This window comes from Nitratidesulfovibrio sp. HK-II, from assembly GCF_003402415.2.
Lineage (GTDB): Bacteria > Desulfobacterota > Desulfovibrionia > Desulfovibrionales > Desulfovibrionaceae > Cupidesulfovibrio.
In genome coordinates this window covers 3039780-3053292 of the sequence record NZ_AP036014.1, presented here as the reverse complement: position 1 = coordinate 3053292, position 13513 = coordinate 3039780, and the positions used below count along the sequence as shown (strand labels likewise).

General features: G+C 70.1%; 10 protein-coding genes and 1 pseudogene. 2 read left to right on the top strand and 9 right to left on the bottom strand.

Features of this window, described 5'->3' with window-relative positions; translation table 11 throughout:
• Positions 1-124: 124 nt before the first annotated feature.
• Positions 125-574 (top strand): annotated as a pseudogene (locus RVX_RS12760) (ATP-binding protein); the annotation flags it as partial.
• 273 nt (positions 575-847) lie between these two features.
• On the top strand, positions 848-1633 hold the full coding sequence (locus tag RVX_RS12755; protein WP_230404620.1) for a hypothetical protein: 786 nt from the start codon (positions 848-850) through the stop codon (positions 1631-1633).
• Positions 1634-1745: 112 nt separating this feature from the next.
• On the opposite strand, the gene RVX_RS12750 is transcribed toward RVX_RS12755, so the two are convergent.
• From RVX_RS12750 to RVX_RS12710, 9 genes are all read right to left on the bottom strand, one after another.
• Positions 1746-4403 (bottom strand): response regulator, encoded by a 2658-nt coding sequence (locus RVX_RS12750; RefSeq protein ID WP_230404618.1) that lies wholly within the window; start codon positions 4401-4403, stop codon positions 1746-1748.
• Positions 4404-4645: 242 nt separating this feature from the next.
• On the bottom strand, positions 4646-5134 hold the full coding sequence (locus RVX_RS12745; RefSeq protein ID WP_116306232.1) for a TadE/TadG family type IV pilus assembly protein: 489 nt from the start codon (positions 5132-5134) through the stop codon (positions 4646-4648).
• 19 nt (positions 5135-5153) lie between these two features.
• The gene (locus RVX_RS12740) at positions 5154-6374 is read right to left on the bottom strand and encodes a pilus assembly protein TadG-related protein (protein ID WP_116306230.1); all 1221 of its coding nucleotides are present in this window, start codon (positions 6372-6374) and stop codon (positions 5154-5156) included.
• A 64-nt stretch (positions 6375-6438) separates the two neighbouring features.
• Positions 6439-6897: a TadE/TadG family type IV pilus assembly protein gene (locus tag RVX_RS12735; protein WP_007526870.1), complete on the bottom strand. Its 459-nt coding sequence runs from the start codon at positions 6895-6897 to the stop codon at positions 6439-6441.
• A gap of 99 nt (positions 6898-6996) precedes the next feature.
• Entirely contained in the window at positions 6997-8169 is a 1173-nt protein-coding gene (locus RVX_RS12730; RefSeq protein ID WP_116306614.1) for a tetratricopeptide repeat protein, read from the bottom strand.
• A 73-nt stretch (positions 8170-8242) separates the two neighbouring features.
• Entirely contained in the window at positions 8243-9223 is a 981-nt protein-coding gene (locus RVX_RS12725; protein ID WP_116306228.1) for a type II secretion system F family protein, read from the bottom strand.
• A gap of 10 nt (positions 9224-9233) precedes the next feature.
• The gene (locus tag RVX_RS12720; RefSeq protein WP_116306226.1) at positions 9234-10199 is read right to left on the bottom strand and encodes a type II secretion system F family protein; all 966 of its coding nucleotides are present in this window, start codon (positions 10197-10199) and stop codon (positions 9234-9236) included.
• Positions 10200-10217: 18 nt separating this feature from the next.
• Positions 10218-11564 (bottom strand): CpaF family protein, encoded by a 1347-nt coding sequence (locus RVX_RS12715; RefSeq protein ID WP_230404672.1) that lies wholly within the window; start codon positions 11562-11564, stop codon positions 10218-10220.
• Between the two features lie 494 nt (positions 11565-12058).
• Positions 12059-13513, bottom strand: coding sequence for a MinD/ParA family protein (locus tag RVX_RS12710; protein ID WP_116306222.1), 1455 nt, complete (start codon positions 13511-13513; stop codon positions 12059-12061).

Genomic DNA, 13513 nt, shown 5'->3' with positions numbered 1-13513 from the left:
GGGTGCTCGCGGATGGCCGCAGCCAGTTCGGTGATCGAGTAGTAGCGCTTCTGCGGCAGGCCCAGTTCCTCAAGAGTGGGCAGTGGCACCAAGGGGAACGGCGGCGAGACCTCGAATCCAACCCGTGCGCTACCGTGCGGGTTGTCTGCAAGAACGGAAGCCGTATCCCTGCGGGTATCGCACCGACGACAGGCACACCTGCACCTGCCTTGGCCCGGCGGTGCAGCGCTATCGGGCGCGGCTTTCCGGCCCGCTGCTGGACCGCATCGACCTGCACGTGGAGGTGCCCGCCGTGCCCTACGAGGACTTGCGCGGCGGCCTGACCGGGAGCACGTCGGCCGAAATGCGCGCCCGCATCGGGGCGGCCCGCGCCGTGCAGTCGGCCCGTTACGCGGGGACCAACTGCCGCACCAACGCGGACCTGACCGGAAAACTGCTGGAAGAGCACTGCGCCCTCGGCCCGGACGAGCACGCCTTTCTGGAAGGAGCGGTGCACGCCCTGGCCCTGTCGGCGCGGGCGTACACGCGCATCCTGCGCATCGCGCGGACCATCGCGGACCTTGAATGGGCGGAGCGGGTGTTGGCCGACGGGCAGGACGCGGAATACGGAGGGGCGACTGGCGCGGCTGCGGACGTGGCGGAAGCGCGGCCGGAGCCCTCCGGGGGCGGCGACGTCCCCGAAGTCCCATTCATGGGCGTCGCCGGTCCCATCCGGGTGAGCCATCTGGCGGAGGCCATCAACTGCCGCGCGCTGGACCGCGAACGGCTGTAGGCGCAAGACGCCGCGCCCCGCGCGGCATGGCGAGACACAATCAACGCGGAGCCGGTCCGTATCCTGGGGGGATACATGGACAAGAAACGGTATTGCGTGCATGCCGCGCTGGGCAGTCGCGGCGAACGGCTGCGGCTGGTGCGGGTGCGCCCCGAACTTTGCGAATGCGCGCATGAGGCCGGAGCGGATGGAGCGGACGGGGCGGACGAGACCCTCGGAACCATGTCCGGCGTGACCGGCGCACCCGGCACATCAGTCGCATCAGTCGCATCAGTCGCATCCGGCACATCCGGCACCCTGCCGGGTGCGATGCCGGACGGCAGGGCGGGCGAAGGCAACGGGCTTTCCGTGTTCGCGGGTGAGGCCCCCCCGCATGGCGACGCGCACATCCTGCCGTTGCCCGGCGCGCGGCCGGTGGTGCTGGCCGAAGGGCTGACCGCCCCGCAGGCGGAGCGGTTGGCCGCGCTGCTGTCCGGCCTGGTGGACGCCGATGTTTCACGGTCCGGGGCGGCGGCCCCGGATGGTGCGGGGAACGGGGGCGTGGCCTGCATCGTTTCGCCAAACGGCGGGGCCAGGGGCATCGCCGTGCCGGAAGGCGCGCAGCGCAAGGCTCGGGCAGGGCTGGACCTGCTGCGCGAGGCGTTGCTTGCCGTCATGGCCTGCAACCCCGGCGGGCTCACCTGCGCGAACATGGCCCGGGCGCTGGGAGTCGGCGGCGAACGCCGCGCGGCCCCGGACACGGCTGCGAACCCGGCCGCAGGCCCGGCCGACGGCTCGCCCGGTGGCGCGGAACTTGTGGTGCGGGGGCTGCTGGAATTGCTGCGGGACGAGGGGGCGGTGCGGCCCGGCGGTACTCGCTGAACATGCGCCGTGGCGTACGGGAGTGAAGAGCGACGGGCCTTGCCGGTGTTCCGGAAAGGCCCGTTTGATGTTTGCCGCGCACGGCGCACGGAGGAATTGCCGACAGGCCGGGCTACTTCTTCCCGTTCTCCAGCCCCAGTTCGGACAGGGCGGCGGCAAGGTCGGCGCGTAGCAGCGGTTTCGCCAGCATCACCGACACCCCGGCCTCCTGGGCCGCGTCGCGCCCCAGCCCCTCGCTGAAGCCGGAACACAGCACCACCGGCAGGTCGGGCCGCAGGGCGCGCACCTGCCGGGTCAGTTCGGTGCCGGTCATGCCGGGCATGGTCTGGTCGGTCACCAGCAGCCGCCAGCTTGCCGGGTCGGCGCGAAAGCGTTCCAGGGCGTCCAGAGGGTTCGCCGTCACCACGGCCCGGTAGCCCAGTTTTTCCAGCATGGCCCCCATGATGGCCGCCAGCGGGGCCTCGTCGTCCACCACCAGCGCCGCGCCGCTGCCGCTGTGGGCGGAATCCGGCCCTGGCGCGGCCTCTTCGCCCGGCTGCGGGGCCAGCGGCAACAGCACCTCGAATTCCGTGCCCACCCCCACGGTGGACTGCACCGCCACGGCCCCGCCGTGGGCGGTGACGATGCCGTGCACCAGCGCAAGCCCCATGCCGGTGCCTTCGTCCGGCTTCTTGGTGGTGAAGAACGGGTCGAAGATGCTTTCCAGAATGTCGGCGGGAATGCCGTGGCCCGTGTCGCGCACGCGCAGCCGGGCATAGCCGCCGGGCGCGGGCAGCGAACGGGCGGCGGCCTCGTCCTCGTCCAGTTCCACCGCGTCCAGCGAAAGGTGCAGCACGCCGCCGTGTTCCTTCATGGCGTGGGCCGCGTTGCCGCACAGGTTCATGATCACCTGCTGCAACTGGCTCAGGTTGGCCAGCAGGGGGCCGGTATCGGCCAGGTCCAGCCGGATGTCCACGTTGGCGGGCAAGGTGGCGCGCAACAGCCGCACCGTTTCCTTGATGGGCGACAGCGGCGGCAGCGGCAGGCGCGAGGGTTCCTCCTGCCTGCTGAAGGTGAGGATCTGGCGGATCAGGTCGCGCGCGCGGCGTCCGGCGGCCAGCACCTCGGACAGGCGGCGATGCTGGGCGTCGCCCTCTTCCGTCTGGTCCAGGCTCATCTCGGTGTAGCCCATCATCACGCCAAGGATGTTGTTGAAATCGTGGGCGATGCCCCCGGCCAGCGTGCCGATGGCCTCCATCTTCTGGGCCTGGCGCAGGCGGGCTTCCAGCTGCTTGCGGCTGCTGATGTCATGGGCCACCAGCACCGAGCCGGGCGCGGCCCCGGTGCGGTCCGATTCGCCGTCGTACTGCCCGTCGGTGAGGAAGGGCGACAGGGTGACCAGAAAGTGCCCGCCAAGGTTCGGCAGGTACAGTTCCTCGGTGCGGCTTTCGCCCCAGGGCATGGCGCGGATGGCCGCGCACACGTCGTCGGACAGCACGCCCGCCCCCAGCACCTCGTTGCAGTGGCGGCCCACCATGTCCTTTGGGTGCAGGCCCAGCAGCCTGCCCAGGGCCATGTTGCTGCGCCGCACGCGTTGCCCGGCGTCCATGATCATGATCACGTCGGGCACGCTGTCGAAGGTTTTCTCCCACTCCTGCTTGGCGCGGATGATCATGTTCTCCACGGCCTTGCGGCGGTCGATGTCCTCCACCGTGCCTTCGATGCCGGAAATTTCGCCGGTGCCGCCGCGCTGCACGCGGGCGTTCACCGCAATCCAGAACATGGAGCCGTCGGCCCTGCGCGCCCTGGTCTCGAAGTCGCGCACTTCGCCCTCGTCCCGCAGCATGTTCAGCATGCGGTCCAGGGTGGCGCGGTCCAGAAAGCCGCCCGGCAGGTAGCCGTCCGCACCGTTAGGGCCGTCCGTGCCGTCAGGCCCGGCCGCGTCGTCAGGCCCGGCCCCGGCGTCCGCCGTGCCGGCGCTCCGGTCGCGGGCCAGGCCCGCCCGGATGGCCGCGAACAGCGCGTCCGTGGAGGGGTAGCCGAAGATTGCGGCAAAGGCGGGGTTGGCGCTCATCAGTTCGCCCCAGGGGCGGCAGCGGAAGATGCCGAGCACGGTGCTTTCCACCATGCCGCGCCACTGGCGGGCGTCGCGGTTTATCTCGCGCCAGTGCACGGACAGGGTGCGCCGCCGCTCCGCCTCGCGCACCAGGCGCATGAAGGCCGGTCCCAGATGCCAGTCGTCGGCGCAGAGCACCTCGTCCGCGCCTTCGCGCACGGCGTCCACGGCCATGGCCTCATCGGGCGCGGGGGTGACGAGCACGAAGGGCACGTCCTCGCGCACGGAACGCACCAGCATCAGCACTTCCTGCCAGGTCATGCCGGGGGCCTCGGATTCGGCCACCACCATGTCCCACGGCTCTTCGGTAATCAGGCGCGAAAGTTCAGGCGGCGTCTCGGCCAGCATGTACGAGGGCTCGAGGCCGCAGGCCGTGAGACGAGCCACCAGCGCGCGGGCGAATTCCTCCCACTCGGAGACGATGAGCAGGCTGAGGCGCGCGGGGCGCGGCCCCGCCAGGAGCGGTTCGGCCGAGGTGGAGGAAGCGGGGGGAGGAGATGCGGACATGGCTTCCCTGGGGCTGGCGGGATGGTGGCGGAGAGTGGCGGGCGCCGATCGCGTGGACTGCCCCGACTGCATCGGGCGCACGATGGCGGCTGGCCACTCCGGCGGCAGGGCGCACAGGGCGTCGCCCAAGGCGTCCGCCGTGCGGCCCATGATAGCAGAACGGGCCACGCCCGCAAACCGGGGTGGCCCGTCGTGCGCCGGTCCGCGTGGCCCCGGCGCGGAAGGTGCGGCAGGTCGCGCCACCGGTTCCGCCGGTTCATGATGTCCCGGATATCCCGGCTGGCCCGTTGGCACGGGCCAGCCGGGTTCGCCGGGCCAGCCGGAAGCCCCGGGACATCCGGGACATCCGGTACCGGCCACGGCGTCGTGCGCCTCGGGCGCGCAGTGCAGCGAAAGCCCCAGGCGCGGCATCATTTGCAGACGGCCCAGGGTTCGTTGACCATGCGTTCGCGCCCGGTAACGGTGATCTCCGGCGGCAGCAGGGAGCCCACCAGCGGCGTCAGCGGGGCGTAGCGGTAGTCCACCTGCACCTCCACGGTCTGGCAGGGGTCGCCGCCGCTGTCCTCGGTGGCGGCGCCGCTGGTGCCGTTGGGGTAGCTGCGCACCTGGATGGTCACGCCCGTGCCCGTGGAGCCGGAAAGCACCTGGGTCAGCGGACGGGCCGCGTCCTTGATGAGCGCCACGCGGTTGCCGGTGTCGAAGCCTTCGCCGGTGACGGCGAAGCGCACCCCCACCTGCGCCGCCTTTTCCACCGTGGAGCGGGCGAAGAGGTTGTAGCCGAATTCCACCAGGCCGAAGAGCATGGCCAGCAGCACGGGCAGGATGAACGCCACCTCTAGGGCGCTGGCCCCGGCTTCATCGCGCCACGGGCGGTATTGCGATATGCGGCGTGCGCGCATGGTAGTCCTCCTTGCCGCGCTAGCGCAGCAGCCGCCAGCCAAGCTGCCGACCGATCTTCTTGAAGATCTCCTCGAGGTCGTAGGCCGAGGGGGCGTTGTAGTAGTGGTCGTCCGTGCCCGACTTGCTGGAGGCGATGGCCTTCATCAGGCTGATGTCCGTGGTGTCGGAATCGCCGTAGCGGATGGCGAAGATCTCGATGCCCTTGTCCTTGGCGATCTGCGCTTCGTTCAGCATGGCGGCGTTCAGCTTGCCGCCGTTCTCGCAGTGGGTGGTCATGTCGAACATGCCGTAGTAGGCGTTGGTCCAGTAGGCGTTGGGCGTGTAGCTGACGGCGTAGTTGCCGCCGCACTTGCCGTCTTCCGTATCGCCATCGGTGAGCACGATCATCACCTTGCGCATGTCCTTGTTGGACGATCCTTCGGTGAACGGGGCCTCGGGGGTGAGCACGTGGCGTCCCCACTTGATGCCTTCCGAGATGACGGTGCCAGAGGCGTCGCCCAGGGCGTCCTGCTCGGCTATGGCGTTGACGATGGTGGCGCGGTTGCCGGTCAGGGCCTGCACGCGGGGGATGCTGTCGCAGGTGTTCTTGGGCACGTTGAGCGACGAGCCCGTGGGGTAGCGGTACTTGGACAGCTTGTATTCCTCGAGAATCCACGAGGGAGCGAGGGTGCCGTCGGCGTTGCGGCAGCCGTCGGCCAGGCCGTCCACGTTGGCGGGAATGTGCACCTTGCCCCGGAACGGCACCAGCCCCACCTTGACCGACGTTTCCATGCCCTCGGGCATGATCAGTTCGGCAAGCTGGGTGGCGGCCGCGTTGGCCTGCTGGATGGCCGTACCCTTCATGGAGCCGGTGTTGTCGATGACGAAGACCACTTCCAGGTTGTTGTACCCGGCCGTGGCCTGGGCGCGCACCGTGGTGGAGCCGATGCCCAGCGCCCCCATGAAGATGGTGGGCACGGTGGCCTCGGCCTTCACGGTGACACTGCGTTCTTCGGTGCCGGGGGTGACGCCCTTCAACTGGGCGGTGGGATAGTTGGCGGCCATGTATTCATTCACGGCGGCCTGTACCAGCCCCTTGTCCAGTTGCGGGTCGTAGGGAAGTTGCAGACTGCCCGCCAGGGCCGCCGCGTCCACGGCGGATTGCAGGCGGTTGTGCGCGAGGTAGAGCATGCCCGAATCGATGCCAAGGCCGGCAAGGCCCAGCACCACGGGCAGCAGCACGGCCATCAGCATGGCCATGGAACCCCGCGTGCCACGCCACAGGCCGCGCGCGCGGGCGCGAAAACCGGCAGGCCGGGCCGCGTTACGGCGTGGGCATGCTGGTGCTTGCGGAAAACGTGATGAGCGCGTCATGGGGGTCTCCGTTGTAGGGATTGCTCGTGAATACCGACTTGTAGGCGTACTGCACGGTCACCGTGACCATCTGCTTGCCGGTGTCCTTGACGGCGGTGGCCGTCAGGGCGTTGGGATCAAGCGTGGTGGCCAGCGAGCGGACGAAGTTCTGCACGCCCGCCACGTCGTCGTTCATGACCACGTGGCGCGCGCCCGCGCGGCTGGCCTCGGTCAGGGCGGAGTAGGCGCGGATGGTGTTGCCTCCCTCCACCAGCACGTAGAGCAGCGCGGCGATGACCGGCAGCATCAGGGCCACTTCCAGGGCGGCAAGGCCGCGCTGGGCCAGCGCCCGCGCGGGCGGAAGGCGGCGCAGCCCCCTGCGCGCCTCGCCGGGCGGGGCCGGTGGCGGGATGGTGCGTGTTTCGAACATGGTTTCACTCCTTGCGATGGGTCGCCCCCCGGCGAATCCATCAGCGGTGCCCCCAACGGACAATGGCGGGCGCGGTGCGCCCCAAATTTCGTGCGGCGGCTAGTTGCCGTCGCGCAGTTCGCCTTCGCGCACGGCGGCCGGGGTGGCGCGGGCCTTCAGCGGCGTGGATGCCGGGGGCAGCGTCACCGGCGTGGCCACCCCGGGCGCGCCCTGCACGGGACCGACGCCCTTGGCGCCCTTCGCGCCCGGCGCGCCGCTGGGTCCGGGCGCGGGACCGGCCATGGGCAGCGGGGCGGCGCTGGTGGACGCCGGGCCCTGCCCCTGCGCGATGCGCGCGGCCAGGCGGGCGCGCTTCAGGTTTTCCGCGGCGCGGGCGTAGTAGCGCGGCTCCACTTCCAGCGCGCGCTGCAGGTGGTACAGCGCCAGGGTGTGTTCGCCCTGCTGCGAAAGGTACACGCCCAGGTTGTTGTGCGCGGCGGCCTCGCCCCCGGCGTTGCGGAAGGCTTCGTAGGCCTCGTCGTAGCGGCCCAGACGGCACAGCGAGAGGCCCATGTTGTTCCATACCCGGCTGCCGGGCGCGCCGTAGGTGATGGCCGCGCGGAAGTGGTCCACGGCGGCGGCGTCGTTGCCCAGCATGGCCTGCGCGATGCCGGTGTTGTTGTGCAGTTCGCCCGAGCGGGGCATCTGCTCCAGCGCGCGCAGGAACAGGGTCAGGGCCTTGTCCGGCTGCCCCTGATAGTTGTGGATGGCCCCCAGGTGGCTGGCCGCCCCCGCCAGGCGCGGTTCCAGCACCAGCGCCCGTTCGAAGCGTTCCCCGGCCTCGGTGAAGTTGCCCTCGGCAAAGCTGAGCATGCCCGCCGTTTCCCATGCGCGGGCGTTGGCCGGGGCCAGGGCCAGAGCGGCGTCGATGTCGGGCCTTGCCTCGGCGGTGACGCCCCGCGCCAGCAGCAGCGCCCCGCGCTGGTAGCGGGCCTCGGCCAGCTTGGGATCAAGCTGGCAGGCGCGGCTGAACTGCTCGAAGGCCAGTTCCGACCGGTTCTGGGAAAGGAAGGCCATGCCGCGTTGCAGGTGCTCTTGAGCGTTCATGGCATCGCCCTGCGGGGTGGGCTTTACCCCTTCGCCGTCGTGCAGCAGGTCCTTGCCGCTGTGGTAGCGTTCCATCAGCGAAAGGTTCGAGCCCCTGGTGGGCTGCTGCGCGCCGCAACCGGCAAGCAGCAGGGCGCAGAGCGCCAGCAGGGCGAGGGCGGGACGGGTGGCGGTGCGGGCGGTCATGGCGTTTTCCTTCATGTTTGCAAACCGGGAGATGTTTACTTCCTGCCCCGGCTGGGGATTTCGTTCGCTGCAATCATTGCCCCATCTGCGCGAAGACCTGCATCAGCTTGATGAACGCGGGCCCCATGATGGTCACGAACAGGGCCGGAAGAATGCAGAACACCAGAGGGAACAGCAGTTTCACCGGCATCTTGGCGGCGATTTCCTCGGCCCGTTGGAAGCGCGTGGTGCGCATGGTGTCGGAATAGACCCGCAGCGTGCTGGAAATGCTGGTGCCGAAGGCATCCGCCTGCACGATGAGCGTGACCAGGCTGTTCACGTCTTCCAGCGCCACGCGCGCGGCCAGGTTCTTCAGGGCTTCGGCGCGCGACTTGCCCGCGCGCAGTTCCAGGATGACCAGGTTCAGTTCCTCGGCCAGCACCGGGTTGGTGGCCATCATTTCTCGCGCCACGCGGGAGAAGGCCTGGTCCAGGCCCATGCCCGCCTCCACACAGACCACAAGCAGGTCCAGCGCGTCGGGCAGCGAGTTGGTGATGTCCAGCCTGCGGGCCTTGATGCGCTGCGAAAGCCACACGTTGGGCGCGTACAGGCCCACCACCGCCGGGCAGATGAACAGCAGCGCCACCATGCCGAGGGGGATGTTGTCGCCCGCCAGCAGGCGGACGATGAGGCCCAGCAGCAGCCCGCCGACGGTCAGCCCGGCCTTCACGCCCCAGAACACCAGCGGGGCGCGGCGGTTGCGAAAGCCCGCTCGCACCAGCGACATGCCCGCTTCGTTCAGTTCCTCGTCGCCGCCCTGCACCACCTTCTGGCCCAGCCGTTCGGCCACCGTGTTCAGCGCGCCCTTCAGGGCTGCCAGCGGGGAATCGGGCAGGGCCGGGGCGGCCGCGGCCACGGCGCGGGCGCCAACGGCATGCCGGGCAAGGCGGGTGTGCATGCGCTGCACCCGCTGGCGACTGCCGAACACGTCGCGCAGGGCCTGCGCGACCAGCAGCACCGCGCCGGAAGCCAGCACGGCGGCCAGCAGGGGGATCATGGATTCGTCGAACTGCATGGCGATTCCCCTATACCCGGATGGTGGTCATGCGCTTCAGCGCTATGCCGCCGATGGCCATCTGGAACAGCGATCCGGTGAGCAGCATGTTGCCTTCGGGCGTGGCGTACAGCGCGCTCATGAAGTCTGGGTTCAGCAGGTTGATGATGAACCCGATGCCGAAGGGCAGCACGAACAGGATCCACGCGGTCAGGCGGCCTTCGGCCGAAAGCACGCGCACCCGGCCCGCCAGTTTGAAGCGCTCGCGGATCAGCCGGGCGATGCTGGTGACGATTTCGGCCAGGTTGCCGCCCGTCTCGCGCTGGATGTTCACCGACACCACGAAGAACTTCAGGTCCGGGCAATCCACCCGGTGGGTGAGGTTGTACAGGGCGGCGTCGGCCGGGATGCCGAAGTTGATTTCGTCCAGGGTCTTCTGGAATTCCGGGCCGATGGGGTCGGCGAATTCGTCGGCCACCATGCGCATGCCCTGGTTGAAGGCGTGGCCCGCCTTCAGCGCGCGGGCGATGAGGTCCAGCGCGTCGGGCAACTGGCGCTGGAAGCGGCCCATGCGGGCGTTGCGCTTGCGCTGCACCCACAGGAAGGGCGCGTAGCCCAGGGCCAGCGGGGGCATCACCAGCAGGAACAGGTTGCCGACCAGCAGGTACATGACCAGAAAGCTCGCGGCCGCGCCCAGCACGGACGCCAGCAGCAGCACGCCCAGGGTGGCCCGCACCTGCGCCTGCTCCAGCGCGAGGTCCATCTTCTTGGTCCACGATTGGGCGGCCAGCAGGCGGTGCAGCCAGTCCACGTCGGACAGGGTGCGGCGGCGTTCCAGGTCCACCCGTTCCTGCCCGTCCTTGGCGCGCAGCAGATGCTCCATGCGCCGTCCCACCCGCTGCGCCGTGGCGCGGCGGCGGCCGTAGGCCAGGTCCAGCACGCCCATGACGAACACGAACATGGCGATGACCGAGAGCACGGCGATGACGAGCATCATGGCGAAATCCTTCCTGCCCTACTGGGCCAGGTCCGGGTCGAACAGCGCGCCGCCAAGCTCTATGCCCATGGCGGCCAGGCGCGGGGCGAAGCGCGGCCGGATGCCGCCGGAGCGGAACCGCCCCTGCACCTTGCCGTTCTCGTCCACGCCGGTCTGCTCGAAGGTGAAGATGTCCTGCATGGTGATGGCGTCGCCTTCCATGCCGGTGATTTCCGAAAGGCTGGTCATCTTGCGCGAGCCGTCGGACAGGCGCGAGACCTGGATGATCACGTCCACCGCCGACGCGATGTACCGCTTCAGCGACAGGGTGCCGATGTTCAGCCCGGCCATGGCCACCATGGTTTCGAGGCGCATCAGGCAGTCGCGGGGGGTGTTGGCGTGGATGGTGGTCAGCGAGCCGTCGTGGCCGGTGTTCATGGCCTGCAGCATGTCCAGCACTTCGCCGCTGCGCACTTCGCCCACGATGATGCGGTCGGGCCGCATGCGCAGGCAGTTCTTGACCAGGTCGCGTGCGGTGACCTGCCCGTGGCCTTCGATGTTGGCGGGCCGGGTTTCCAGCCGCACCACGTGGTCCTGCTTGAGTTGCAGTTCCGCCGCGTCCTCGATGGTCACGATGCGTTCGTCGTGCGGCACGAAGCGCGACAGGCAGTTGAGCATGGTGGTCTTGCCAGAGCCGGTGCCGCCCGAGACGATGATGTTCAGCCGGGCCTTGACGATGCCGCGCAGCACCTCGCCCATTTCGGGGGTGAGCGCGCCGAAGCGGATCAGGTCTTCCAGTTCCAGCGGGTCCTTGGAAAAGCGGCGGATGGACAGGCTGGGGCCGTCCAGGGCCAGCGGAGGGATGATGGCGTTGACGCGCGAACCGTCGGCCAGGCGGGCGTCCACCATGGGCGAGGCTTCGTCCACGCGGCGGCCGATGCGGGCCACGATGCGGTCGATGATCTTGCGCAGGTGGTCGTCGTCCAGGAAGCGGGTGTTGACCCGGATCAGCTTGCCGCGCCGTTCCACGTAGACCATGCGGTAGTTGTTCACGAGGATGTCGTTGACCGTGGGGTCGCGCAGCAGGGGTTCCAGCGGGCCAAGGCCCATGACCTCGTCGCGGATGTCCTCTACCAGCTGGCGCTGTTCCTGCGCGTTGAGCGGGGCCTGCCGGAATTCCTCGCGCAGCAGCTTTTCCACCAGGCGCGAAATTTCGGCGGCCAGCCTGTCGGGCGGCAGCGATTCGGCGGCGGCGAGGTCCATCATCTCCAGCAGGCGGTCCTGCAGGCGGGCGCGGATTTCGTAGTAGTGGTCGCCGTGCAGGGTCAGGGTGGTCACGTCGCACACCTGCTCCGCGCTGGCGGGCCGGGCGGCGGGCCGGGCCATGGGGCGGGACTTGCCAGGCTGGGAGGACTGGGAGGGCTGGGCTTCTGCGGCCTGGGCTTCCGCCGGGGGCTCGGCGCGGAATTCCACGCGAGATTCCGGGGCGGACACGGGCGAGGGCTCGGCAGCCGGTACGGAGGCGGCCTGGGGACGCGGTGCGTGAAACAGGGTGGCGTCGTTCAGCGGCACACGCGGAATGGCCTGTCCGGCGAGGTCGGCGTCATCGGTCAGCGGGGCGGCCATGCCGGATGTGGCGGAGGCGGCGGAAACATCGGTCAGATGGCTGAGGGAATTCAGGCCCGAGGCCCCCAGGCGCGGGGCGTGCGCCCCCTGCGGCTCAGGGGTGTTGCGGCCAAGGTCGTGCAGTTCACGCTGGACGTGGCCGTAGGCGTCGTCGTGCGTCGGCGCGGCGGCATCCGGCCCCATGGATTCGGGGGCCAGCGCGGGGGCGGGCTGCCGCCGCGTGGTGCGCATCAGTCGTTCGGCCAGTCTCATGGCTATCCCCTTGCGCCCTGCAGCAGTGCGCCGTGCGGCAGCAGACCGTCCCGGTCACGTTCCGGGCCGCGTTCCATGCCGCGCCGATTGGGTTCGTGCGTGTCGTCGCCCTTGCGGTGCAGCAGCCGGGCGAACAGGCCGCCCGCCTTCATGCCGGGGGCCGCGCCGCCGTTGCCGGAGGCTGGGGCGGCAGGGGCCAGGCGTTCGGCCAGCTTGGCCAGCGAGCGGGCGGCCACCGAGCGGGGCGCGGCCTCGCACAGGGGCACGCCCTGGTTGATGGCGGCAACGGCCGCGCCGTAGTCGTCGCCCACGGTGGCGAAGACCTTGCGTTCCAGCAGGCGCTCGGCCTCGGTCAGGTCCACCCCGGCCTGGGCCGACATGCGGTTGACCACCAGTTGGATGCGCGCTGCCACGGAAGGCGCGACGGCGGCCACGTCGTCCAGCAGGCGGCGGGCCCCGGCCAGCGCGGGCAGGGCCAGGTCGGTGACCAGCAGGATGGTTTCCGCCTCCTGCATGGATACCAGGGCCAGTTCGTCGGCGTAGGGGCCGCCGTCCACCACGGTGACGGCGTACTGCGCGCGGGCGAGGTCGAGCACGGCCTTCACCGCGCGGGGGCTGATGGCGTTCAGGTCGTCGCCCGCGTCGGGCGAGGCGTACACCTCAAGGCCGCTGGCGTGCCGTTCGGCCAGGCTGCGCAGGAAGGTGGCGTCCAGGCGGCCCAGGTTGCGCGCGCCGTCGGCCCAGGTGCGGGAATATTCCATGTCCAGAAACAGCGGCACGTCGCCCTGGGGCAGGCGCATGTCCATCAGGGCTGCCAGGGGCTGTGTGGCGGGGGCCGGAGCCGGAGCGCCGGTGGCCAGGGCCAGGCCGCCCATGGCCTGCACGTCGCGCGCGGCATTGGCGTTGCGCCCGTTCAGTTTGGCCAATCCCTTGCCCGCCTTCTTGCCGTCGGTCTCGGGGGCCTTGCCGGACAGGGCGCGCGCGGCCAGCACGGCCAGGTTGACGGCCACGGTGGTGGCCCCCACGCCGCCCTTGGCGCCCATGACATGGATGATCCGGCCGCCGACGGCGGGGGCGATGCTTGCCGCCGGGCTTGCCGCGCGGGCGGTGCGGCGGCGGCGGGCGTAGCCTTCCAGCGCGGCAAGCACTTCGTCCGAGCGGAACGGCTGGGACAGAAACTCGCTGACCCCCGCGCGCATGGCGCGGATGATCAGGTCCGGGTCCTTCTGGCGCGAGGTCACGAACACTTCGCCCACGCGCGGGTCGGACACCAGCGAGGCGATGGACTCGAAGTCGTCCTCCAGGTCGTCGCCCAGTTCCAGAATGACCAGACCGAGGTCGTCGGCTTCACCGGGGGTCACGAGGCGAAAGCCATCCTGCCGGGCGAGGACGCGGGTGAGTTCCTCGCGCGTGGCGAGGCGCTTGGTGACGAGGCAGACGGGATGGGTGATGCTCAT